Annotated in this window: 24 protein-coding genes and 1 other RNA gene; 23 read left to right on the top strand and 2 right to left on the bottom strand. The window is 30.2% G+C overall.

Annotated features, from left to right (window positions below; genetic code table 11):
* Window positions 1-80: 80 nt before the first annotated feature.
* From rpsU to ppdK, 15 genes are all read left to right on the top strand, one after another.
* Entirely contained in the window at window positions 81-257 is a 177-nt protein-coding gene (gene rpsU, locus FAY47_RS01840; RefSeq protein ID WP_008429643.1) for a 30S ribosomal protein S21, read from the top strand.
* A gap of 31 nt (window positions 258-288) precedes the next feature.
* A complete protein-coding gene (locus FAY47_RS01835) occupies window positions 289-741 on the top strand; it encodes a GatB/YqeY domain-containing protein (RefSeq protein WP_143314688.1) in 453 nt (150 codons plus the stop codon).
* Between the two features lie 87 nt (window positions 742-828).
* The gene (gene yqfC, locus FAY47_RS01830; protein WP_143314687.1) at window positions 829-1,116 is read left to right on the top strand and encodes a sporulation protein YqfC; all 288 of its coding nucleotides are present in this window, start codon (window positions 829-831) and stop codon (window positions 1,114-1,116) included.
* Window positions 1,113-2,246, top strand: coding sequence for a sporulation protein YqfD (gene yqfD / locus FAY47_RS01825; protein WP_347562777.1), 1,134 nt, complete (start codon window positions 1,113-1,115; stop codon window positions 2,244-2,246). Before yqfC ends, yqfD begins: the two co-directional genes overlap by 4 nt.
* 37 nt (window positions 2,247-2,283) lie before the next feature.
* On the top strand, window positions 2,284-4,347 hold the full coding sequence (locus FAY47_RS01820) for an HDIG domain-containing metalloprotein (RefSeq protein WP_143314686.1): 2,064 nt from the start codon (window positions 2,284-2,286) through the stop codon (window positions 4,345-4,347).
* A 32-nt stretch (window positions 4,348-4,379) separates the two neighbouring features.
* Entirely contained in the window at window positions 4,380-4,883 is a 504-nt protein-coding gene (gene ybeY, locus FAY47_RS01815; protein ID WP_143314685.1) for an rRNA maturation RNase YbeY, read from the top strand.
* 29 nt (window positions 4,884-4,912) lie between these two features.
* Window positions 4,913-5,614 carry a diacylglycerol kinase gene (locus FAY47_RS01810; protein ID WP_143314684.1) on the top strand — a complete coding sequence of 234 codons (702 nt, stop codon included), beginning with the start codon at window positions 4,913-4,915 and terminating at the stop codon, window positions 5,612-5,614.
* 425 nt (window positions 5,615-6,039) lie between these two features.
* The gene (locus FAY47_RS01805) at window positions 6,040-6,816 is read left to right on the top strand and encodes a CsxC family protein (RefSeq protein ID WP_143314683.1); all 777 of its coding nucleotides are present in this window, start codon (window positions 6,040-6,042) and stop codon (window positions 6,814-6,816) included.
* Window positions 6,817-7,149: 333 nt separating this feature from the next.
* Window positions 7,150-8,304 (top strand): CsxC family protein, encoded by a 1,155-nt coding sequence (locus tag FAY47_RS20140; protein WP_185966685.1) that lies wholly within the window; start codon window positions 7,150-7,152, stop codon window positions 8,302-8,304.
* Between the two features lie 637 nt (window positions 8,305-8,941).
* Complete coding sequence (locus tag FAY47_RS01795) at window positions 8,942-9,343, top strand: cytidine deaminase (RefSeq protein WP_143314682.1); 402 nt, start codon at window positions 8,942-8,944, stop codon at window positions 9,341-9,343.
* A gap of 9 nt (window positions 9,344-9,352) precedes the next feature.
* Complete coding sequence (era, locus tag FAY47_RS01790) at window positions 9,353-10,243, top strand: GTPase Era (protein ID WP_143314681.1); 891 nt, start codon at window positions 9,353-9,355, stop codon at window positions 10,241-10,243.
* A 9-nt stretch (window positions 10,244-10,252) separates the two neighbouring features.
* The gene (recO, locus tag FAY47_RS01785; RefSeq protein ID WP_143314680.1) at window positions 10,253-11,002 is read left to right on the top strand and encodes a DNA repair protein RecO; all 750 of its coding nucleotides are present in this window, start codon (window positions 10,253-10,255) and stop codon (window positions 11,000-11,002) included.
* A 5-nt stretch (window positions 11,003-11,007) separates the two neighbouring features.
* Window positions 11,008-11,634, top strand: coding sequence for a DUF4342 domain-containing protein (locus tag FAY47_RS01780; protein ID WP_143314679.1), 627 nt, complete (start codon window positions 11,008-11,010; stop codon window positions 11,632-11,634).
* A 171-nt stretch (window positions 11,635-11,805) separates the two neighbouring features.
* Window positions 11,806-12,441, top strand: a complete 636-nt coding sequence (locus FAY47_RS01775; protein WP_143314678.1) for a helix-turn-helix transcriptional regulator — start codon at window positions 11,806-11,808, stop codon at window positions 12,439-12,441.
* A 75-nt stretch (window positions 12,442-12,516) separates the two neighbouring features.
* Entirely contained in the window at window positions 12,517-15,144 is a 2,628-nt protein-coding gene (gene ppdK / locus FAY47_RS01770) for a pyruvate, phosphate dikinase (RefSeq protein ID WP_143314677.1), read from the top strand.
* Between the two features lie 44 nt (window positions 15,145-15,188).
* Here the strand turns inward: ppdK and FAY47_RS01765 are convergent, their stop codons facing one another.
* Window positions 15,189-16,256, bottom strand: a complete 1,068-nt coding sequence (locus tag FAY47_RS01765) for a CotS family spore coat protein (protein WP_143314676.1) — start codon at window positions 16,254-16,256, stop codon at window positions 15,189-15,191.
* A 184-nt stretch (window positions 16,257-16,440) separates the two neighbouring features.
* Here FAY47_RS01765 and FAY47_RS01760 point away from each other — a divergent pair, with 184 nt between their 5' ends.
* The 5 genes from FAY47_RS01760 to FAY47_RS01740 all read left to right on the top strand — a co-directional run bounded on the left by FAY47_RS01760 (window position 16,441) and on the right by FAY47_RS01740 (window position 22,084).
* Window positions 16,441-17,469, top strand: a complete 1,029-nt coding sequence (locus tag FAY47_RS01760; protein WP_143314675.1) for a deoxyguanosinetriphosphate triphosphohydrolase — start codon at window positions 16,441-16,443, stop codon at window positions 17,467-17,469.
* Between the two features lie 142 nt (window positions 17,470-17,611).
* Window positions 17,612-19,408 carry a DNA primase gene (dnaG, locus tag FAY47_RS01755; RefSeq protein WP_143314674.1) on the top strand — a complete coding sequence of 599 codons (1,797 nt, stop codon included), beginning with the start codon at window positions 17,612-17,614 and terminating at the stop codon, window positions 19,406-19,408.
* Between the two features lie 7 nt (window positions 19,409-19,415).
* The gene (gene rpoD / locus FAY47_RS01750; RefSeq protein ID WP_143314673.1) at window positions 19,416-20,528 is read left to right on the top strand and encodes an RNA polymerase sigma factor RpoD; all 1,113 of its coding nucleotides are present in this window, start codon (window positions 19,416-19,418) and stop codon (window positions 20,526-20,528) included.
* Window positions 20,529-20,588: 60 nt separating this feature from the next.
* Window positions 20,589-21,290 (top strand): class I SAM-dependent methyltransferase, encoded by a 702-nt coding sequence (locus FAY47_RS01745; RefSeq protein ID WP_143314672.1) that lies wholly within the window; start codon window positions 20,589-20,591, stop codon window positions 21,288-21,290.
* On the top strand, window positions 21,290-22,084 hold the full coding sequence (locus FAY47_RS01740; protein ID WP_143314671.1) for a Nif3-like dinuclear metal center hexameric protein: 795 nt from the start codon (window positions 21,290-21,292) through the stop codon (window positions 22,082-22,084). The genes FAY47_RS01745 and FAY47_RS01740 overlap by 1 nt, the downstream gene beginning before the upstream one ends.
* A gap of 42 nt (window positions 22,085-22,126) precedes the next feature.
* Here FAY47_RS01740 and FAY47_RS01735 read toward each other — a convergent pair whose 3' ends face one another.
* Window positions 22,127-23,467: a DUF2334 domain-containing protein gene (locus FAY47_RS01735; protein WP_143314670.1), complete on the bottom strand. Its 1,341-nt coding sequence runs from the start codon at window positions 23,465-23,467 to the stop codon at window positions 22,127-22,129.
* A 119-nt stretch (window positions 23,468-23,586) separates the two neighbouring features.
* On the opposite strand from FAY47_RS01735, the gene FAY47_RS20585 reads away from it, so the two are divergent.
* From FAY47_RS20585 to FAY47_RS01720, 3 genes are all read left to right on the top strand, one after another.
* Window positions 23,587-23,850 (top strand): hypothetical protein, encoded by a 264-nt coding sequence (locus FAY47_RS20585; protein ID WP_143314669.1) that lies wholly within the window; start codon window positions 23,587-23,589, stop codon window positions 23,848-23,850.
* A gap of 49 nt (window positions 23,851-23,899) precedes the next feature.
* Window positions 23,900-24,245: RNase P RNA component class A (gene rnpB, locus FAY47_RS01725), an RNA gene on the top strand.
* Between the two features lie 130 nt (window positions 24,246-24,375).
* A complete protein-coding gene (locus FAY47_RS01720) occupies window positions 24,376-24,723 on the top strand; it encodes a hypothetical protein (RefSeq protein WP_143314668.1) in 348 nt (115 codons plus the stop codon).
* The last annotated feature ends 200 nt before the right edge of the window (window positions 24,724-24,923 follow it).

The following is a 24,923-nucleotide window of genomic DNA, read 5'->3' as shown; positions in this document are numbered from 1 at the left end:
ATTGTATAATATACCGTGTGTTATTAAGCCCGTAGCTGAGTTGAATTAGAGATTTTAGCTAGCGGAGGGAGGGATAATTAATGTCAGAGATAAAAGTTGGAGAAAACGAAACACTTGAAAGTGCGTTAAGAAGATTTAAGAGAAAATGTGCTAGAGCTGGAGTTCTTTCAGAAGTTAGGAAGAGAGAACATTACGAAAAGCCAAGCGTAAAGAAAAAAAAGAAATCAGAAGCTGCTAGAAAGAGAAAGTTCAAGTAGAACAATTTCTTTTTGAAAGAAGGTATGATATATGCCAACAATAAAAGAGAGACTTCAAGAAGATTGGAAAGCTGCATTGAAATCTAAAGATAAATTTAAAGCTAATGTTATAAGTACTGCTAAATCATCGATATTGTTAGTTGAAAAAACTGATAATAGAAAAGTTGAAGATGCAGAAGCTATTGAAATATTAGCTAAGGAAGTCAAGCAGAGAAGAGAAGCTATGCTTGAATTCGAAAAGGGAAATAGACAAGATTTAGTAGACCAGAATAAAGCTGAAATTGAAATCTTGCTAGAATACCTTCCTCAGCAGTTAAGTGAAGTAGAAATTAAACAAATAGTAGAAGAATCAGCTATAGAAGCGGGCGCTAGTAGCATTAAAGACATGGGAAAAGTTATGGCTTTAGTTAGACCTAAAACATTAGGTAAAGCTGACGGCAAACTTGTAAGTCAATTCGTTAAAGAATATTTAACTAATAAATAGCAAAAGAACTCTTAGGAGTTCTTTTTGTTATTTTTTTTTGCTTTAAAACATAAATTACAATGATAGAAATAATTAGGGGAGATAAAAGTGGAGAGCAAAAAAAATAGAAATAAAGAAACTATCATTGATAAGTTGAAAATTCCAAGGGAATTAATTATGGATACACCTAGAATTATTGTGACAAGTGATAGGGAAATTGTTATTGAAAATTATAAGGGTATAGTAGCTTTTGAAAAAAAAGAAATGAAAATAAATACTAGCGTTGGAATTATAAAAGTACAAGGAGGTAATTTTGAAATATTATACATAGGGGGAGACACTATAACAATAAGTGGTGAATTTAAAGCAATTATTTATGAAGGTTATTCTATATGATAATGTTTGACAAACTTAAAACTGGAAAACTTGTTTTAGATGTTAGTGTTCCTATACCTGAAAAATTTTTAAACCTTTTATGGAAAGAAAACGTAATAATTGAAAAGGCTAACAGAATAGATATCACTACTATTAGATTAGAAATAGATTATGAAAATTATAGTGAAGTAGAGAAAGTGGTAAAAAAATGTAGAGGAAAAGTAAAGATTATTCACCGTGAAGGTTTTATATTTGTAGTATCAAGAATGAAAAAGCAAATTTCATTAATAATAGGTGGGGTCGTTTTTATAGGAGGTCTATATTTATTATCAAATCAAATTTGGGCTGTAGATATATCTACAAAGGAAAATATAGCACCATACGAAATTAGAAAAGAGCTTACTGAACTTGGTGTAAAACCTGGAATAAGTAAAGGAGATATTAATGTTTATGCTCTGGAAAAAAAGTTGGAGGATATAAACAGTAATATACTTTGGATAAGAGCTAGAATAGAAGGGTCTACTTTAAAGATAGTAATTGAGGAAAAGGTAACACCACCAAAATTAACTAATGCTCATATAGGAGATTGTGTAGCAGGTATGGATGGTGAAATTAAAAGGGTATATGTAAATTCAGGAACAGCAAAGGTGGTTTCTGGTGATATAGTGAGAGAAGGAGATGTTTTGATAAGTGGAATTCAAGGAAGGGAAGGGGATGAATACCAAGTTCCTGCAAAGGGAACTGTAATAGCAAATACTTTTTATGAGAAAGAGATGGAGCTTCAGATAAGCGGAAAGAAGTTAGAAAGGACGGGGCATATAGATAACGATGTATATTTAAATATTTGTGGTAGGAAAATTTACTTAAAAAAAGCTATAAATAAATTTAAGTATTATGATAAAATAGAAACTAATAGAGGAGTTATCAATGAGGTTATGTATTTTCAGCGTGAAGAAAAAGAAGTTAATGAAAACAAAGATGAAATTGTTAAGAAAGCAGCAAATCAGCTGGAAGAATCGCTATTAAAGTCATTAACTAATGATGCCCAAATAACCAATAAAGAAATTAATGTGCAGGATATTGAAGATGGAAAAGTTAGAATAAAAGTTATGTTTTTAGTTGAACAGAATATAGCTGTGACACCTAATTGATAAAAGGTCTATAGATAAGAAGGTGAGATACATCGTTATGAAAAAGCAAAAAAATTTAGATATTAAATATAATACAAAGAGAACATTTTTGTTTGTAATTACTTTTATGGTGACATATGTATTATTAGTGACTTCAGTGGCACCTAAAAAGTATGATTTAAGTGAAGGTGAAATCGCTAGGATTGATATAAAAGCTCCTAGAGAGACTGTAGATGAAACTGCGTCAGATGCAAAATTAAAACAAGCTCTTGAAAGCGTAGATAAGCAATTTACTTTGAAAGGTGAGGTTAAAAAACAAGCTGAAACAAATTTAGAGGGATTAATAGAGAAAGTTATCAGTGTTAATTCAACATCAAGTCAAGAAGGAGAGAAGATTTCTTCATTAGAAAAATACGAACCAATCAAATTAAATGATGGAGAGTGTAAGATTCTTATACAACTCACTAAAGATCAGCTATTGGAGATTAAGGATGATATATCTTCAATAGTAGATGGAGTTTATGAAAAAAATATTGAAGATGATAATAAAGATAGATTAGTGGAAGCAAGACAGCAAGCATCACAAAAGATAGATGAGTTAAAACTAGATTCCAATATGATTACTTTATTAAAGAAAATTGTGACAGCACAAATACAACCTAACTTTTTTTATGACGAAGAGAAGACTGAAGAAAAGAAAAAAGAAGTTCAAAAGAATACTGATAAAGTACTTATAAAGAAGAATCAAACTATTGTAAAAGAAGGAGAACCTGTAACTGCAAGTCAAATTCAGATTTTAACAGAGTTAGGTCTTTTAAGTGAGAATTCTGGAAAAGGATTTTTCTTATTGTATTTTGTGTTAGCAGCATTTTTAGGAGTAATTCTTTATATAGAATATAGATATATATATAAGAATCATAAAGAGATATATTCCAATGTTAAGATGCTAGGTTTAATCAATCTGCTTAACGTATTATCATTAGTGATTGCGAGAGTGGTAAGTATTGGATCACCATATTTGATTCCTCTTGCTTGGGCACCTATGTTAATTACTTTGCTTGTAAATTATAGAATCTCTATATTTGTGAGCACTTTAAATGCTGTGATTATAGGAGCTATAGTTGAATTTAATCCAGCTATAATGATTTTGGCAGTTTTGAATGCTCTACTTGGAGCTACGGTTCTTAGAAAAATGCAACAAAGAAATGATATATTATATGCATCTGTTATAATTTTAGTTTTAAGCGGAATATCAAGTTTTACAGTAAGTGTGATATTATCAAGCAATATGGCAGATATACTTATAAACACATTACTGGCTGTTATGGGGGTATTTATATCAGGTATATTATCTATTGGATTGCTACCGTTTTTAGAAGGAGCTTTTGATATAGTAACCACATTAAAGTTATTAGAGCTTAGTAACCCTAATAGTCCACTTTTAAGGAGATTATTAATGGAGGCACCAGGAACTTATCATCATAGTGTTATGGTTGCTAATTTAGCTGAAATGGCGGCAGAAGAAGTCGATGCGGATCCAGTTGTAACAAGGATAGGAGCCTACTATCATGATGTAGGAAAGATTTTAAGACCTTATTTCTTTAAAGAAAATCAAATGAATAAGGACAATCCTCATAAAAAGATAAATGCAAGCTTAAGTACTCTTATTATTGTGTCACATATTAAGGATGGTTTAGAACTTGCTAAGGAGTATAAATTACCTAAAGTTATACAGGATATACTAATAGAACATCATGGAACTACTTTGGTAAAATATTTTTATTTAACTGTAAAAAATAATTCTGAGCATCCAGAAGATGTTAGAGAAGAAGATTTTAGATATAAAGGTCCAATACCAAGTAGCAAAGAAGCAGGTCTTATAATGCTTGCTGACTCAACAGAAGCGGCAGTAAGATCTATAAGTGATCCTACAAAAGGGAAAATTGAAGAAATGGTTAATAATATAATTAAAGATAAGCTATATACAGGTCAATTAGACAATTGCGATTTGACTTTAAGGGATTTGGATAAAATAAGAAAAAGTTTCTTGAAATCACTAAGCGGAATCTATCATCAGAGGATAGAATATCCTACTGAAAAAATTAAAGATTTAAAGAAATGATAAATTTTTATATGTATTAAAAGGAGTATAATATGATATACGTTGATAATAGACAAGAAAAAATAGATGTTAATGATGATATAATTAGAGGGTTAGAAGATACTATAGCTTTTGCATTAGAGGAAGAGGAGGTAACAATCCCTTGTGAGGTTTCTTTAGTTTTTGTAGATAATGAAGAGATTAAAGAAATTAACAAGGAGAATAGAGGAATAGATAGAGTAACAGATGTTCTTTCTTTTCCTATGTTAGATTATCCTGAGAGAAAGGTGTATAAAGAATGTTATAAAGATAAAGTTTTTGATGAAACATTTATGGATGGAGATCAGCTGGTTCTTGGAGATATAGTCCTTTCTTTGGAAAAGGCTGAGGAGCAAGGTAAAGAGTATAATCATTCTTTTCAAAGAGAAGCATCATATTTGGTAGTGCATTCAGTACTGCATTTACTAGGATATGATCATATGGATGAAGAGGAAAAGAAGATTATGAGAAGAAGAGAGGAAGAAATTTTAGATAAATTAAATATTAAGAGAATATAATACTCGTATAGAGTAAGAGGGTGATTGGGATGAAGTTAAAGAAGTTAGTTGATAGTTTTAATCATGCTATTGATGGGGTTATAGATACTGTTAGAACTCAAAGGAACATGAAAATTCATTTGTGTGCTGCATTAGTCGTTTTAATAGCATGTTTTTGCTTTGATGTTTCTAAGGTGGAATTCTTAGTTCTAGCAGTAACGATAACTCTTGTAATATCTGCAGAACTTATTAATACAGCCATAGAGGCGGCGATTGATATGACTACCAATTATTATCATCCTCTAGCTAAAATAGCTAAGAATGCAGCTGCTGGTGGAGTCCTTATTACAGCTATAAACGCTATGGTGGTAGGTTACGTTATTTTTTGGGATAAGTTATCTGATTTTTCTTATGTAGTAGTACATAAAGTTAAAAATTCTCATCCCTATACTATATTTATAGTATTAGTAATAGTATGTATAGTAACAATAATTGCAAAGGCTATATTTGGTGAAGGAACACCTCTTAAAGGTGGAATGCCAAGTGGACACAGTGCTCTTTCGTTTTCAATAGCAACAGCAATATCACTTATTACAGAAGAGCCCATATGTATTATGTTAAGTTTTTTAATGGCAATTATAACGGCACAAAGTAGGGTTGATTCTGAGGTGCATTCTTTAGCAGAAGTGGTAGTTGGAGCGGTATTTGGAATGATATTGACACTATTGATATTTACTGTATTTAAAATTTAAGTTATATTATAAATAATAAATTTTGCATATGCATAATAACAAATTATTTCAAGAGCTTTACTTGTTTGCAAATTCTTGTATAACCTTATATAGTGGAATTTTTTATGGATTTACAATTTTAATTAAATGAAGAGCTCTTTTTATAGAACTGAACTGTACCCTAATTAAATGAGAAATTTACTGAAATTAGATAGTTAAATGGAGGGGTCGGTGTATATCGACTCTACCAAGTATATCCCCAACAACACTAATATAGTGTTGTTGGGGAGTTTTTGCGTTATAAGGTAAATAGATGTAGCGTGATAATTGTAAGCACACTTATTATATAGGGAAAATATTTTTGTCCGTTTTTGTACAAAAAAGGGGAAAATTGAATAGTATATATTATAGAATTCAATTTAGATGAAAATGAAAGGAACATTATAATGAGCGATAATAAAGAAAATACAAATGATTATGGATATGTAAAAGATCCTTCTTGTGCAAAGGTTAAATCTCAAGTAGAATCGCTAACTGAACAAATTTCTGTAACTCCTACTGTTATTACACCTGGACCTACATTCGTTAAGATTCCAGTTGTATTGGCAGAGACAAATATAACCATTCCTGTTGAGGCTACAATCACATTAGACCAAGTAGCTTTAGAAATTAAACGAATTAAAAAGAATGTATTTTTAACTCAATCTCGTATTATTCCATTTTCTCAAGATAATAGACCTGGTACAGGAATATTATTTATAGCAGGTTTTATAAGAAAGAATATTGAGTTTGCAACTCAAACTTGTACTACAGTTGGAAGTTCAAATGTTTGTGGAGATATAAGACACTGCACAGTTGAAGTGCCTTTTAATTTTACTACTAGAATTACTTTCCTTAGACAACCAATTTTTATTGAAAATACTATTCCAAGAGAATTAGAATTTTTTACAGATGAACTTGAAAGTTGTGATGTTTGTTCAGATCCAGTGATTGGACGTAATCCTTGTGATCAGAGTTCTTTGTTTAGAGAAGTTTTTAATGAAAAACCTTTTACTGAATTAGTAAGAGCAGATATTACTGAAGTTGATATTCACACAAATCCAGTTTTAAACTGCAAAACTCCTACAGAACAAAAGTTTACTAAACTTACAGAAAAAGTAATATTAAATTTAACACTAAAAGTATTACAAAACCAACAGGTAAGAATTACAGCAATAGAATAGAATTCTAAAAAATTTAAATCTAAAAATATTTTCGAAGAATTAAACAGACCTAAGACTTACTAAGAGAGGTATTAGGTCTGTTTTTATGGAAAGATAGATATTGATCAATTCCTATTGCATATTGATTTAAATCTATATTGTAACTGAATTTTATAGTAGTACAAAAATTTAAAAATAATTTTACAACTGAATAAACATTAAATCAATATATTGATTGTTGAGTAATAAAACCATACTTATAGATTGTAAAAAAATATCTTGAACTATTTGAATCAAATTTATTGAAATTTATATACTTAAATTTATTAAATTCTTAAGTGGAGGAGATATGTTATGGGAAGAATGTACTATTCAAGACAAAAGTATAATCAACGTAAAAGAAAACAGTATGAAGAATATCTTAAAAGGCAGATTATATATTATTTATATAAGAAAAAATGTCGTGAAGAGTATCTTAAAAGGCTGAATGAGTATTATTCATATAAGAAAAAATATAATGAAGAACATCATAAAAAAAATAGTAATAAAACTGACACTTCCAAAAGTGAATTTTTTAATTCTTTAAAAGCTGGTAGCATAGAATATAATAATATAAATGACAATAACGTAAAAAATAATAATTATGATTCTTTGGAAGTTTATAGCAAAGAAAGTAACTTGGAATATAAAAAAGATGTTTCATTCCAATATGATAATTTAGAAAATAATAATCGTATTAGTATTGGAGATTCATGTAAAGAAGAATTTTTAGAAGAGAATGATAAAGAGTTCTCAGGGAAAGACAATAATAATGCTGTAAAAGAAGGTCCATCTAAAGAAACCAATATTTCAACTGGAAGTGTATATGTTAAGCTTCCGGTTATATTGGCGGAAGCAAATATAACCATTCCTGTTGAAGCTACTATCACATTACATCAAGCTGTTATGGAGATTAAGCGAATTAAAAAGAATTTATTTTTAACTCAATCTCGCCTTATTCCATTTTCCTCAAGTATTGCAGCTCCTAATTCAGGAATATTATTTATAGCAGGGTTTATAAGAAAAAATATAGAATATGAAGCTCAAACTTGTACTACAGCGGAAACAGCAAATACTTGTGAAAATACAAGACATTGTATAGTTGAAGTGCCTTTTAATTTCACTACTAGAATTACTTTTCTTAGGCCACCAATTTTTATCAAAAACATAACTACAAGTGAATTGGAGTTTTTTACAGATAAACCTCAAGTATGTGACGTTTGTGCAGAACCAGTGTTTGGACGTGATCCTTGTGAACAGAGTTTCTTATTTACCGAGGTATTTAATGAAAAGCCTTATGTTGAATTAGTAAATGCAACTTTCACTGAAGTTGATATTCATAAAAATCCAATTTTAAGCCAGGAAACTTCGATGGAAAGAATGTTCACTCAAATTACAGAAAAAATAATGGTGAATTTAACACTAAAAGTATTACAAAACCAGCAGGTAAGGGTTACAGTAATAGAGTAGAATTTTATCTTTAATATGATGAACAAGTTTTAGTTTGATTTTTATAATTAGGTTGTACAGGGATAGGAGTTTTGTTCATTGTATTTTATGGAATTTATTTTTAATTGCTTGTAGAGTGGAGTAATAAGAATGCAATTATATTTAAGTATATATTACATTAGTTAGTTTCATTAGTTTTTTTGAAAAGTTACATTGGTAAATTCAATTTGGAGTATAGTGGAAATAAAAGACGGTTTTAATATTGAGTATTATATATGAAATTACATATTTATCATTGTAAATTTAGAGAAAGAAAAATATAATTAAAACTATAATGTAGATTGAATAGCATATTTAGAGGCTTCGTGAGAAGTGATTCGTTTAGAGAGAAAAAGTTACATTCAATGATTTATGAGTATGTGTGGTTTTAATGAATATATAAACTACATAGGCTTTTAGAACTTTTTAAAAACGAAGTTTAAATGTTTATTTGTTGCGGGTATATATCATATTGGATTATTCATATTAATATTTTTTTATAAAATCTAACAAATTGTCCTTTAAAAATGTTAGAATAAACGAGAAATGATGAGTATATGCTAATCTAATGGGGAGTATGCTAATAAATATATATCCAATTAGTGCTGGAGGAATTATTATGATTAATAAAGAATTGATATTAAAAGCTATAGAAGCTAGAGAAAATGCATATTGTCCTTACTCAAATTTTAAAGTAGGTGCAGCAGTTTTGTTTGAGGATGATAAAATATATACAGGGTGTAATATAGAGAATGCATCATTTGGTGCTACTAACTGTGCAGAAAGAACAGCTATTTTTAATGGTATATCCCATGGAAATAGGCTTATAAAAGCTATTGCACTAATAGGAGATCCAAATGCATTTACTTACCCATGTGGAATATGTAGGCAAGTTATTTCAGAGTTTGCAGAAAGTAAGGATACAAAAATATATATAATAAAAAATGAAAATGAAATTTTAGAAAAGACTTTAGAGGAGATAATGCCAGGCACTTTTACAAAAGAAGACTTGGATAAATAAGGAGGAATAATGTTTAAATCAGGATTTGTTACTATAGTAGGAAGACCAAATGTAGGTAAATCAACCTTAATGAATCATATAATGGGGGAAAAGTTATCTATTGTTTCTAATAAACCACAGACTACTAGAAATAATATTCAAACAATTTTAACTACAAAAGATTATCAAATTGTTTTTGTAGATACACCAGGAATACATAAGCCTAAACATAAATTAGGAGAGTATATGGTGAATTCTGCAAAGGAATCAATGAAGGAAGTTGATTTAGTAATATTTATTACTAACCCAGATGAGGAATTAGGAAGAGGAGATAAATTTATACTAGAGACTTTAAAAAATTCAAAAGCGCCGGTATTTTTAGTGTTAAATAAGGTGGATGAAACAACAAAAGAAAAAGTAGCTATGTCTTTAGCTAAGTTTTCACAAGAATTTAACTTTAAAGAAATAATTCCTATATCTGCTTTAAGGGGAAAAAATGTTGATAAGCTAGTAGAGTTAATGGTTGAGAATTTACCAGAGGGGCCTCAATATTACCCAGAAGATATGATTACAGATGTTCAAGAAAAATTTGTTGTTGCTGAACTTGTAAGAGAAAAGGCATTAAGGACTTTAAGAGATGAGGTTCCTCATGGAATAGCGGTTGATGTAATTCAAATGAAACAAAAAGAAAACGGAACATACCATATTGAAGTAGATTTAATTTGTGAAAAAGATTCGCATAAAGGTATAATTATAGGTAAAGATGGCCAAAGCTTAAGGAAAATTGGTGAATCTGCAAGATATGAATTAGAGAGGTTTTTAGATTCAAAAGTAAATATTAAAATATGGGTTAAAGTTCGAAAAGAGTGGAGAGATAATCAAAATCTTCTAAAAGAGCTTGGATATAAGAAAAATAAGTAGTAGATAGGGGTGGTTTTACTGTCACTATTTAAATGTAAAGGTGTTATTATAAAAACACAAGATTATAAGGAAAATGACAAATTAGTTTGGATGTATACCGATACTTTGGGAAAAATAACTATCATAGCAAAAGGAGCAAAAAAAAGTAAGAGCAAGCATTTAGCAGCTACTCTTCCTTTATGCTATGGAGAATATTTGGTTTTTAAGGGTAAAAGTTTGTATAACTTGCAAGAAGGTAAAATAATCAATTCTTTTCAAGGGTTATTAGACAATCTTGATAAACTTACATATTCTTCATATATTTGTGAGTTAATTGATATAGCATTGTTAGAAGGAGAAAGTAGTGGATGGCTTTTTAAAGAGTTTATAACCATATTATATTTATTAAATACAGATGCCATAGATTATGAAATGCTTATAAGATGTTTTGAATTAAAACTGTTAAAAGCTACTGGCTATGGATTAACTTTAGATTATTGTACAATATGTAAAAAGAAAATTTCTTCAACTAATTATATTAGTTTATCCTATTATGGTGGAGTATGTGATGCGTGTAATAAAGAACATGGACTATTTATATCAAAGGGAGCCTATAATGCCTTAAGATTTCTATTGAATACTCCTTCAGATAAGATTTATAAATTGAATCTTTCAAATGATATAAAAAAAGAAATTGAAAAGGTAACAACTCTTATAATTTCTTCTAATTATTCCAAGAAACCAAAAAGTTTAGAAATGTTAAATTATTTAAAGGAGTGATTTATATGGAAAAAATTACGTTGGAAAATGTTGATAAGGTAAAAGAAAGAACTGGAGTTAGCTATGCTAAGGCTAAAGAAGCGTTAGAGTTTAGTGAGGGCGATGTATTAGATGCAATAATATACATCGAAAATGAAAATAAAGCTGATGGTAGTTTTTCAGAAGAAATGGAAGATGATAACGGACAAAGTATAGAAGAATTTAAAGTATGGTTAAAGGAACTTATCAGAAAAGGTAATGTAGCTAGAATAAAAATCAAAAAAGACGACAATGTTTTAGCAGATGTTCCTGTAAATGCAGGAATTGCTGTAAGTGTAATAGCTATAATTATGCCATCTATATTAGCTTTCGGGGTAATAGCTGCAGTTGCTACAAAAATCACTATAGAAATTACAAAAGTTGATGGATCTGTGGAAGTAGTAAATAAATATGTAACTAAAGCTGCAGATGAAGTGAAGGAAAAGGCAAATGAATTTGCAGATGCTATTAAAAATAAGTTCAATGAAGTAAAGGAAGATGTTTCTGCAAAGAAAAATTCAAACGAGGAAAAGGAATATTACGGAAACGAAACTGTCTATAGTTATACAGTTAATTTTGAAGATGACAAAGATAACGAAAATAAAGAAAAATAGGATAAAATGTTATAAATGTGAGTTAATTTAGGAATATTGAAATAATTTGTTTGATTTTTCTGAAAATTAGGTATAGTCAAAAAGGTATAAAGTGGTATAATTATACTGTAGTGAGAAATTAAAACAATTTAGTTTTTATATTCCCAAATTTTCTCTGAAAAGAGGGATTGTATGAAATTGTCAGATAGGCAAGAAGAGATAATAAAGTTAGTTAAGGAAGGACAGCCTGTCACAAGTGAAGCTTTAGCTGAAAAATTGGGGGTTACTAGAGCTGCGCTAAGAGCAGATTTAGCTATTCTTACTATGATAGGAATATTAGATGCAAGGCCCAAAGTAGGATATGTTTATTCTGACAAGCCTAAAAGCAGCATGCTTTTTGATTATATCAATGATATAAAGGTATCTGAAATAATGTCAAAACCATCTATTATCAGCGAAAACACTATGGTTTATGATGCAATCGTATACTTGTTTTTAAATGATGTCGGGACTGTTTTTGTTGAGAATAATGGTTTTTTAGTAGGAGCTGTATCTAGAAAAGATTTTTTGAAAATTTCAATTGGTGGTACTGATATTCATAAAGTTCCAGTAGGAATAATTATGACAAGAATGCCTAATATAATATGTGGAAATTCAGAAGATAGTGCATATGAGATGGCAAAAAAAATTATAGAACATGAGATTGACAGTATACCAATAGTTGAAACCCTGAAGTTAGATGGGGAAAAGGATCAATATAAAATTATAGGGAAGGTTTCAAAAACCAATATCACAAGGTTATTCGTGAAAATGGGTAAGAGCGAGTAACATAAGGTGCAACTACCGGAGCGCAATAGTTCTGTTAGTATATATCTAATTTGTATTGAACGGAGGAGTATTGAGATGGAGAGAAAGTACGTTTACCTTTTTAGTGAAGGAAATGCAAGCATGAGAAATTTACTAGGAGGTAAGGGAGCAAATTTAGCAGAAATGACTAACCTAGGAATTCCAGTTCCAACAGGATTTACTGTTACTACAGAAGCATGTAATAAGTATTATGAAGATGGTAAAAAGATATCATCTGATGTTATGGAACAAATAACAACAAGTGTTAAAGAACTTGAAAAGTTATCAGGAAAGGAATTTGGTAGTACTACAAACCCTTTACTTGTATCAGTAAGATCAGGAGCAAGAGTATCAATGCCAGGTATGATGGATACAATTTTAAATCTAGGGCTAAATGATGAAGCTGTGGAAGCTATGGCTAAACTTACAAACAACCCAAGATTTGCATATGACTCATACAGAAGATTCATTCAAATGTTTTCAGATGTTGTTATGGGCATTGAAAAGAGGTTGTTTGAAAATAGAATAGATGCGATGAAGGAAAATAAAGGGGTAGAATTTGATACTGAACTTACAGCAGAAGATTTAAAGGTGCTAGTAGGTGAGTTTAAGAAGATTTATAAGAATGAAAAGGGAGAAGAATTCCCACAAGATCCAAAGGTTCAATTAGTTGAATCTATTACAGCTGTATTTAGATCATGGGATAATCCAAGAGCAATAGTGTATAGAAGACTTAATGATATACCAGGAGAATGGGGAACAGCTGTAAATGTACAACAGATGGTATTTGGTAATAAGGGTGAAACATCAGGAACAGGAGTTATATTCTCAAGAAATCCAGCAACTGGAGAAAAGAAAATATATGGAGAATATTTAATGAATGCACAAGGAGAAGATGTTGTTGCAGGTATTAGAACTCCACAACCAATTTCACAATTAGAAGAGCAAGATCCAGTTATATATAAACAATTAACTGATATTATAAATACATTAGAGACTCATTATAAAGATATGCAAGACATGGAAATAACTATAGAAGAAGGTAAGCTATATTTCCTTCAAACTAGAAATGGTAAAAGAACAGCTCAGGCTGCTTTAAAAATAGCTGTAGATTTAGTTGATGAAAAAATGCTTTCTAAGGAAGAAGCAATACTAAAGGTTGAACCTAAGCAATTAGACTCATTATTGCATCCTGCTTTTGATCAAGAAGAACTTAAAAAAGCAGTACCAGCAGCAAAAGGACTTCCTGCATCACCAGGAGCTGCTTGTGGTAAAATAGCATTCACAGCAGAGGAGTCTAAAGAAAGAGCTGAAAAAGGTGAACAGGTAGTTTTAGTAAGGCTTGAAACTTCACCTGAAGACATTGAGGGGATGATAGCCGCAGAAGGTATCTTAACTGTAAGAGGTGGGATGACTTCACATGCTGCTGTTGTTGCTAGAGGAATGGGAACTTGCTGTGTTGCAGGTTGCGGAGACCTTAAGGTAGATGAGGTTAAAAGAACATTAACTGTAGGGGGTAAGACTTACGGAGAAAATGATTATATTTCAATTGATGGTTCAACTGGTAACGTGTATGTAGAAAAAGTTAAAACAGTTTCACCTGAAATATCAGGGCACTTTGCTACATTTATGGGGTGGGCAGATGAAATTAGAAAGTTAAAAGTTAGAACAAATGCAGATACTCCAAGAGATACAAAGCAAGCAGTTGAATTTGGAGCTGAAGGTATAGGATTATGTAGAACAGAGCATATGTTCTTTGCTGAAGATAGAATAATGGCTGTTAGGGAAATGATAGTTTCCAAGAATGAAGAGGAAAGAAGAAAAGCGTTAGATAAAATACTTCCAATGCAAAGACAAGACTTTATAGAAATTTATGAAGCTTTAGAAGGAAAACCAGCAACAATTAGATTTTTAGATCCACCTCTACATGAGTTTGTACCTCATAGTGATGAAGATATAGAAGCTTTAGCTAAGGAGATGGGATTGGAATTTGCTGATTTAAAGGCTACAGTTGAAGGATTGCATGAATTTAATCCTATGATGGGTCATAGAGGATGTAGATTGGCTGTATCTTATCCAGAGATAGCTGAAATGCAAACCAGAGCTGTAATAGAAGCTGCCATAGAAGTTAGAAATTCAAAAGGATATAATGTAATTCCTGAAATAATGATTCCATTAGTAGGCGAGATTAAGGAATTAAAATATGTTAAGGATGTTGTAGTTAAAACTGCTGAAGAAGTAATGAAAGAAAAAGGTGTTAATTTAGAATATCATGTTGGTACTATGATTGAAATACCAAGAGCAGCACTTACAGCAGATGAAATTGCTAAGGAAGCTGAGTTCTTCTCATTTGGAACAAATGACTTAACTCAAATGACTTTTGGCTTCTCAAGAGATGATGCGGCTAAATTCTTAGGAGCATATTATGAAAAGAAAATTTATGAACAAGATCCATTTGCTAAGTTAGATCAAACAGGTGTTGGAGAGTTAGTTAAATTAGCAGCTGAAAAAGGAAGAGCAACTAGACCTAATATTCATTTAGGAATATGTGGAGAACATGGAGGGGATCCATCATCAGTTGAATTCTGTCATAATGTTGGACTCGATTATGTATCATGCTCACCATTTAGAGTTCCTTTAGCAAGACTTGCAGCAGCTCAAGCACAAGTAAAAAATAAGAGATAAATAAAAAATTCCTGCAATAAATCATATATTGCAGGAATTTTTATTTAATTTCCTAGAGTCCAATTGTTTTTAGACAATCTATTAGTAATATAATTAATAAAATTAAGTTGATTTTCATTTCTAGCACTTGCTTTATTAATTAAGGTTTGGAAAGATGTTTTGCTACATTTATTTATGTTTTTATAATAATCTCTAGATATTTTCCAATACTTTTGTGGAAATGCAATATAAGATATTATATACTTTAGATCCGACTTAGTTAATGGTTTATAAGTGTTATATGCTTTAAGAATTGACATAGCTATGTCGATGTTCCAGTTAGTATTTTCTCTTTTTAAAAGTCTTCTCATAAAGTAAGAAAGATCATGAGCACAATAGTCTAATCTGCATTTGTCAAAATCTATTATCCATAATTTTTTATCAGATGAAAAAATGATATTTTTATTTACATAATCACCGTGACATAAAGATATGGATAAATCTTTTGAATTTATATTTGAAGAGAGTTCTAATGATATCTTACATAATTCTAAGTTAACATCAAAATCATCAATAAATTTTTTCGAAAATGAGTCTTGGATTTTAAAAGCCAAATTTGAGATTTGTAGAAGTTGTTCAAAGTGTTTTGAATTTGAAATATATATATTATCAAATCCAGTTCGGATTATGCTACCGTAAATAGGGGTAAAGTTCTGGGAACATTTATGTAGTTTTGCTAGTTCTATTGAAGAAGAAATTACATCGTTGAATTTATCAAAATTACATTTTATACCCTCAATCCAAGGAGTAAGTATGAAAAGCATATCATTATACTCTGCAAATCTACCATTATTAGAAGAGGGCAGAAGTTTAGGAACATTCAAGTCATTTCTATAAAGCCATTCTAATGAAGAATAAACGTATAAAAGTTCTTCCTCTGGAAAGTAAACTTTTTTTAGACAGTATGAATGGGAGTTGAAATCTATTCTATAGACTGCTCTTTGCTTATCAGTATCTTTGAATTTTACCATAGAAACATTTGCTTCGAAGATATTAAAGTATGGTAAAATGTTTTTTAAAATATTTTCTTCATAGAAGACTGATTTGTCTGGGTTACACACTATACTACTCATTTGATTCTCCTTAAAGATTACTCATTACTATGATATTAATTTAATTCCTTAAATATACTATAGAGATTTTCAAAATTTTAATATTTTTAGATATAAAATTAATGTTTATGCAAATAATATTTACATGCAATAAATAAAGGATTTAGGAGATAAGTATAGAATAATAAAAAAGAGGTGATGATATATGAACGTAAGGGAAAAAATTGAAAGCTCTGAGAGGTTGACATTAATAAAAGAGGCTGCTTTTTCATCTCAGACTAATGGTAGAGAGATAGATGAAGAAGTGGATAATTTTAGAACCTGTTATATGATTGATAGAGATAGAATAATTCACTCAAAATCCTTCAGAAGGCTTAAACACAAAACACAAGTTTATATAAAAACCTTTGGAGACCATTATAGAACTAGATTAACTCATACGTTAGAAGTTAGCCAAGTAGCAAGAACTATAGCTGTTGGAATTGGATTAAATGAAACACTTGTAGAAGCTATTTCGTTAGGGCATGATTTGGGGCATGTTGCATTTGCACATAATGGAGAAGAAGTTTTAAATGAATTTTTGCCTCAAGGATTTAGACACAATGAACAAAGTGTAAGAGTTGTAACGAAATTAGAGAAGGAAGGTAATGGTCTTAACCTTACTGAAGAAGTAATAGATGGAATACTTAATCACAGCGGTCTTAGTAGTAACAATAAAGGTGCAAGAACATTAGAGGGAAGAATAGTTCAATATAGTGATAAGATTGCATATATTAATCATGATATAGATGATTCTGTAAGGGCTGGTTTGTTAAGTGAAGAAATTTTACCTAGGGAACTTTGTAATGTGCTTGGTCATTCTCATTCGGATAGAATAAATACTTTAGTATCGGATTTAATAAAAACATCGAAAAAAAATTTAGATAATGGAATTCGTGAAGTTGGTTTAAGTTCAGAAATTGGGGAAGCAATGAGAGAACTTAGAACTTTTATGTTCAAAAATGTCTATTTAAGTGATGAGTTAAAAGAAGAAAGAAAGAAGGCAAAATTTGTTTTAGAACAATTAATAAAATATTTTATGAAATATCCAGAGCAGATGCCTAAACTTTATTTTGATATTGCTAATGTAGAAAGTAGAGAACGTGGAGTATCAGATTACATAGCAGGAATGAGTGATGATTATTGCTTGAATTTATTCAATAAAGTATATGTACCAAAATTGGTAATATATTAAATTATAGAATAATTTACCCTTGAATGTGAGAAAATAATAGAGTAGAAATAAAAATCATTTAATTTGAAGAAGGATTTTAAACTAGCATGTCGAATAATATAAAATTGGTGAAAAATTTTTTTGTAAGGAGGGAGAATACTCCTTGCGTATTTCAGAAGATATTATTGAAAAAGTTAAACAAGAAAATGATATTGTAGATATAGTTTCTGAATCAGTTAAGCTTAAGAGAACAGGAAGAAATTACATGGGACTTTGTCCGTTTCATAATGATAAGTCTCCTTCATTCTCTGTATCGCAGGATAAGCAGATATATAAATGCTTTTCTTGTGGAGAAGCTGGAAATGTCATTACTTTTGTAATGAAACAAAGAAACTTAAACTTTATTGAAGCAATAAAGCTCTTAGCTGAAAGGGTTAATGTTCCTCTAGATTTAGGTAATGGAGAGCCTAGCAATATTTCAAGAAAAAAAGATTTCCTGTTTAAAGTAAATGTTGAAACAGGTAGGTTTTTCTTTAATAATTTAATGGCTAATAAAAAAGCAAAAGAATATTTTTTAAATAGAGGAATTCAGGAATCTACAATAAGAAAATTTGGATTAGGATACGCTAAGGATAGCTGGAGTAATTTAATCTATCATTTAAAACGAATTGGAATCAAGGATGAGTTAATGCTTGAAGCTGGTTTGGTTATAAGAAATGAAAAAAAGAATACAATTTATGATAGGTTTAGGAATAGAGTCATATTTCCCGTCTTTGATATAAAAGGGAGAGTAATTGGGTTTGGCGGAAGAGTTTTAGATGATTCAAAACCTAAATATTTAAATTCACCAGAAACTTTAGTTTTTCAGAAGGGTACTAATTTATATGGATTAAATCTTGCCATTAAAAGTAAAATGGAAGATAGATATTTTGTAATTGTAGAAGGATATATGGATTGCATATCCCTTCATCAATATGGAATTACAAACGTAGTTGCATCCTTAGGAACTGCTTTAACGGTAAACCAAGCAAGACTGTTAAAAAGATATGCTGATAAGGTTATTATTTCTTATGACGCAGATGTGGCAGGGCAAACAGCAACTCTTAGAGGACTTGAAATTTTGAGAGACGCTGGGTTTGATGTTAGAGTTCTTATTATTCCTAAAGGAAAAGATCCAGATGAATTTATCAGATCCAATGGTAAAGCTGCATTTTTAAAATTAATTGATAATGCTGTTCCTTTAATAAATTATAGGCTAAAGAGGGCGGAAGAAGGAATTAATTTTAAGGATGAACAATCACTTATTATTTATGGGGAGAGAGTTACTGATATTTTAGCTGACTTGAATCCGGTTGAGAAAGACGTATACATAAAAAAAATATCAGAGGATACAGGATTAAAAGAACAATCTTTGTATGATTTGTTAAGAATGGCTAAAAACATAAAAGAAGAGCCTTTTATGAATAAAAAGGAAGAAATTGGAACAAAATTATATGTAGAGCCAGGTTATATAAAAGCAGAGAAATCTTTGATTAAGTTAATGTTTAAGGATGAATATTATGAGGTTATAATTAAAACTCTATCTATAGAAGATTTTAATTTAGAAGCCCATAAAAAGATATTTTCTTTTTTATGTAGAGGAAGAGAAGAAAAAGTTGAAAATCTTTTATCCTATGTCGAAAATAGTTGTGATGATATTGAATCTTCAAAAGAATGGGTAAAAATTAAAGAAATTGAGGTTTTAGAAGCTCAAGATACAGAAAAATTAATAGAAGATTATATTAATAAAGTGAAATCATTTAAGCTACAAGAGAGGATTGAAAGTCTTAAAAAAGAGCAAAAGAAATTGGAACAAAAGGGTATGATTGAAGAATCAATAAAACTTGCTGTTGAACTTAAAAAGTTAACAGAGGAGTTAAAGGTACGGAGGTGTTCTAATGGTCATAGCGAAAGGAGGTAACAATTAAATGGCAGAAGAAACAAAGACAAAGGCATCAAGTAAAGATAATGGTAATAAAGATAAGAATGCAAAGATGTCCGTAGTAAAAAGTTTAATTGAAAAAGGTAAAAAGAGCGGCACTTTAACATATAAAGAAATAATGGATGAAATAGAGAACATAGAACTAGGTACTGAACAAATTGAAAAAATCTACGAGGTGCTAGAATCAATGGGAATAGAGGTCATCGGAGATTTAAATGGAGCAGAAGAGGAAGAAGAAGAAGAAATAGATTTATCTGTTCCAGAAGGAATTGCTATAGATGATCCTGTAAGAATGTACTTAAAGGAAATAGGGAAGGTTCCACTACTAACATCTGAGGAAGAAATAGAACTTGCTGAAAGAATTGAAGATGGAGATTTGAAGGCTAAGAAGAAGTTGGCAGAAGCGAATCTTAGACTTGTGGTAAGTATAGCAAAGAGATATGTGGGTAGAGGAATGCTGTTCCTAGATTTAATACAAGAAGGAAATTTAGGACTTATAAAAGCAGTAGAGAAGTTTGATTATAGAAAAGGGTTTAAATTTTCAACATATGCTACTTGGTGGATTAGGCAAGCGATAACAAGGGCTATTGCTGACCAAGCGAGAACTATTAGAATTCCAGTTCATATGGTTGAAACAATAAATAAGCTTATTAGAGTGCAAAGACAGTTACTACAGGAGTTAGGAAGAGATCCTTTCCCAGAAGAAATATCAAAGGTTATGGATTTACCAGTTGAAAAGGTTAGAGAAATACAAAAAATTGCTCAAGAGCCTGTATCATTAGAAACTCCAATAGGGGAAGAAGAAGACAGCCATTTAGGAGATTTTATTCCTGATGATGAAGCACCAGCACCAGCTGAAGCAGCGGCCTTTACTATGCTTAAGGAACAATTAATTAATGTATTGGATACATTAACTCCAAGAGAAGAAAAAGTTTTAAGGCTTAGATTTGGGCTTGATGATGGAAGAGCAAGAACTCTAGAAGAAGTAGGTAAAGAGTTTAATGTTACTAGGGAAAGAATAAGACAGATTGAAGCTAAAGCTTTAAGAAAACTTAGACATCCATCAAGAAGTAAAAAACTTAAAGATTATTTAGATTAATATATAAAAACATCTGTTTTATGACAGATGTTTTTTAATACTAAGGGGAGTTATGTGTTTATGGAATTAAGTAAGAGACTTATGTTTATAGCTGATTATATAGATAAGTGCAATAGTATTATAGATGTTGGGACTGATCATGGATATATTCCTATTTATGCAGTTAAAAAGGGTCTATGTGAGAGGGCAATAGCATCAGATATAAATAAGGATCCGGTAAAAAAAGCTAAGCTTAATGTAGTTTTAGAGAATGTAGAAGATAAAGTAGAGGTTAGATTTGGTGGAGGATTAGAGACTGTTAAAAAAGGAGAAGTAGATTCTGTGGTTATTGCAGGAATGGGTGGAAATTTAATTAGAGATATACTTGAAAAAGATAAAAACAAGCTATTATCTTATAAATTTATGATACTTCAACCAGCTCAAAACCCAGAAGTTCTTAGAGAATATTTGTATACTAATGGATATGAAATATTGGCAGAAGATTTGTGCTTAGATGAAGGGATATATTATGAGTTGTTTAAGGTTAAAAAATCTAATTCAGTAGGGCTTACAGAATTAAACCCTATTTTTTATGAGATTTCTCCAATTTTATTAAGGGAGAAACATAAACTAATGAATTCTTATTTAGAGAGTAAGAAAGAAAAGTATGAAAAGATACTAAGATTTATCAAAGATGATAGTGAGTCAGCTAAAAAGAGAAAAGATGAGATAAGTGATAAATTAGATTATATTCAAAGATTTAAGTTGGAGGTTTCAGAATAATGACTACAAAAGTTAGAGATATAATTAAAGAGATGGAAATTATAGCTCCTCCATTTTTAAAAGAAAGTTATGATAATATAGGACTTATGGTTGGGGAAGAAGAAAAGTTAGTTAAAAAAGTGCTTTTGGCTTTGGATTGTACAAAAGAAGTCATTAATGAGGCTAAAGAAAATCAGATAGATTTAATCATTACTCACCATCCATTATTCTTTAAGAAACCGAATAGAATTGTGAGGGAAGACCTACAAGGATGGAAGGTAATAGAGTTGATTAAAAGTGATATTTCACTATATTCAAGTCATACAAATTTAGATTCTGCAAAAGGTGGAATAAATGAAAAGATAGTGAAGATGTTAGGGTTTAGCCATAGCACGTTAATTGAAAAGAGTTCAATAAAGGGATATGAGGATTCAGGAATAGGAAGATTTATAGAATTAAATGAAGAGCTTTCAGTAGAAGTTTTTATTAAAAAGATTAAAGAATCCTTAAATATCGAAAATATGAGAGGTGTAATAGCAAATAAAAGTATTAAAAGAATAGCTATAATAAATGGAAGTGGGCAAGATTTCTTTGGTAAAGCTCTAGCGTTGGGAGCTGATTGTATAGTTACAGGAGATACTTCTTATCATTTTGCTTTAGATTACAAAGAGCTTGGTGTTACTATATTAGATCCGGGACATTTTTCAACAGAATGGATTGTTTTTTTAGATGTTATGAAAAAGTTAAAAAGTAAATTTAATGATGTTAAATTTATATCTTCTAAAGTTAGTAAAGATCCATATAGTTTTCTATAAAAAATAAGCCATAAAGATATTTTTTATCTTTATGGCTTATTTTTATTTTATATCTGTTACTTTGGACATCTTAAATCCCTTGTTTTCTAAAGCTGTTATAACTCTTTTCAAGACTGAATCATCTTTGTAAGTATAGCTTGGAATTCCATTGTCATTAGATAAAGTTATATATGAAAAATCTAATCGAGGATGGAAGAAAAGGCTTCCCATTTTCTTTATATCTGCATTTTTTATAACATTAATGGAATTTTCAATTTTATTATCATGAATATAATCAAGTGGTGTTGATATATAATATGAAGATTTATTGTAAGGACTTAGTTGTGGTTTAGTAAGATCTATTCCGTTACGGCCTTTATCTTCAAAAGGATAATATAAAATTTTAAAGTACTCTTCAGCTATTTTGTTTTGTTCTGGTGTAATTTGATAGTGTGGTGTCTCAAAGAAATCTATTGGAATATCTAAATGCTTTGCAGTATCTATTGCCTTTTTTATTTTCTCTCTAAAGTTATCTGTTGAAGGTTGTTTGTGGCCAAATTCAACACCTAAGGCAGATTCTTCATTTCCTGCTTGATGAGTATATCCATGCAATCCTATTAATCCATTATGCATTGTAAAATAATCTAAAGTAAATATCATTTCTGCATTTTGAAAGTCATTTCTTGTCATTGGGTCGATATCAATATGGTTAGGAGGAGAAACGAACCTCGGAATCCATGCTATATGATACGGAATATTTTTCTTATAGAGATAGTTTCCTATAATTCTTATTTTATCTAGAAAATCTTTGTCATAAGGAAGAGTTGTTAAATCTATATCTTCTAACCTTAAAAATCCAACTTGGTCTATTTTGCTTTTGTATGGAATTATATTATCTTCAGTATATCCATCAGTTTTGCAGAATATAGTTTTGCTTTGGATATCCCATCTTGTATACATATTTAATATATTTGAGATATCAGAAAAGCAAATGTAATAGAATTTGTCTTGAGAAATTAATTCTTTTTTTAGTTTATAGTTATTTGAATTTAATGAAAAGGTGTTTTGTGACAAGTTTATATTAAAGGATTTATCAAGAAGATTAATTTTTAATTCTTTTTCTTCTCTTTCTAAGCTTCCAGAAAGTTTGTCGACTAAATCATTTAGACAAAAATAATATCTGTTTTTATCTAAATAAATTGGAGTGGATAATTCTATAGTTTTTCCATTAATATTTAACTTGATGTCATCTTTTTGCAAACCTAGATCTTGTAGTTTGCTGAAATCTAGTTTTGCGCTATCATCCACTTGAGGATAAGTTGGTTCCGATTTATTACCAAATAAATTACATCCAAATAATGAAAAGGTTAAAATTAGTGTTAGTAGTAGTAAAATTTTTTTCATGAAAATCCCCCCTGTTTACTGCTGTATAACTATTTTAAGTATATATGTAAAGTAAACATAAAGCAATAATATATGGCAAATATTAGCAATTTTATAAAAGCTATGAATATTATAGTAGTATGAAATTAATAAGCGATATAAATGGGGGGATTAATATTAGTAAGAGGTATAGAAATCCTTTTAGTAATTTAAGAGATAATTGTGAGAATTCATTTAATAAAGGATTTAAAAAATTCTTAAGATGGCCTATTTTTGCCATAATAAGTCCATTTAAATGTATAATTTTAGCTGCTTTGTTGGCAACATTGCTACTATGTGGGGTGGGTTTATATGGGTTAATTGTTATAGTTTTGCTGGTTCTATTATTTATATTTGTACCTTAACAAAATTTGTTGTTGTAATGTATTTGGTTATGTGTTATCATAAGTCTTGCGAGTAAGACAGGCAATCGCTGCTAGCCTTTGAGCTAGGAGAGGAAAGTCGGGGCTCCACAGGGCAGGGTGCTGGATAACGTCCAGTCAAGGCGACTTGAAGGATAGTGCAACAGAGATATACCGCCTACTTAATGTAGGTAAGGGTGGAAAGGCGAGGTAAGAGCTCACCAGCGTGATGGCGACTTCACGGCTATGTAAACCCCACTTGGAGCAAGACCGAATAGAGAGGCATTTAAGGAGTTGCCCGCTCCGCCTCTGGGTGTGTCGCTTGAGTCTATTGGTAACGATAGACCTAGATAGATGATTGCTTAATACAGGACCCCGCTTACGGCTTATCTCGTATAATTTGTTTTGAACACTAGGTTAATTCCTGGTGTTTTTTTATTTGCCAAATGGTATATAAGTAATTGTTGTATTTGGAATAAAATGCTATAATAAATATTATGTATAAGTTTTCAAAGGGGAGAATGGAATATGATTAAATTAATAGATAAGTATATAAATGCCGTTAGGGTGAGTAAATTAAATGGAGTCGTTTTTAGTATTATATTTGCTTTTCTTGTATTTTCAACTTCACATACTTACAATGTAACATATAAAGGCATTCCCAATAAAGAAAGTTTTATAACTTCAGCTGTAGCTGCTGTCATATTAGGAGTTGTTTGGTTTTTTTCATCTCTTGCTCTTGTAAAAACTTCTGATAGGATAGAAAAAAGAAAGTTAGAAGAACGTGAAAGGGAAATAGCAAAAAGAAGGGCAAAGGCTGAGAGTAGAAGTAGTGGGAAAAAAGTTAATAATAAAAAGAAGAAAAGAATGTCTTAGAAATTTTAAGACATTCTTTTATGGAAACATAAGCTACTTAAAAATTAAAGAGTTTTCTTAAATGTGAAACTTCTTTTATTATCTGTTAAATATAGCTGTAATCCACTCATTGCTTTGATGTTTTTCAATCATAGAAAAGCCATAACCTTCAACCATAGATTTTATTTTGTCAAAACTCCATTCAACTAAGCCTGAAACAA

Source organism: Clostridium sp. HBUAS56017, assembly GCF_007115085.1.
Lineage (GTDB): Bacteria > Bacillota > Clostridia > Clostridiales > Clostridiaceae > Clostridium > Clostridium cibarium.
This window is presented reverse-complemented; position numbering and strand designations above follow the sequence as displayed.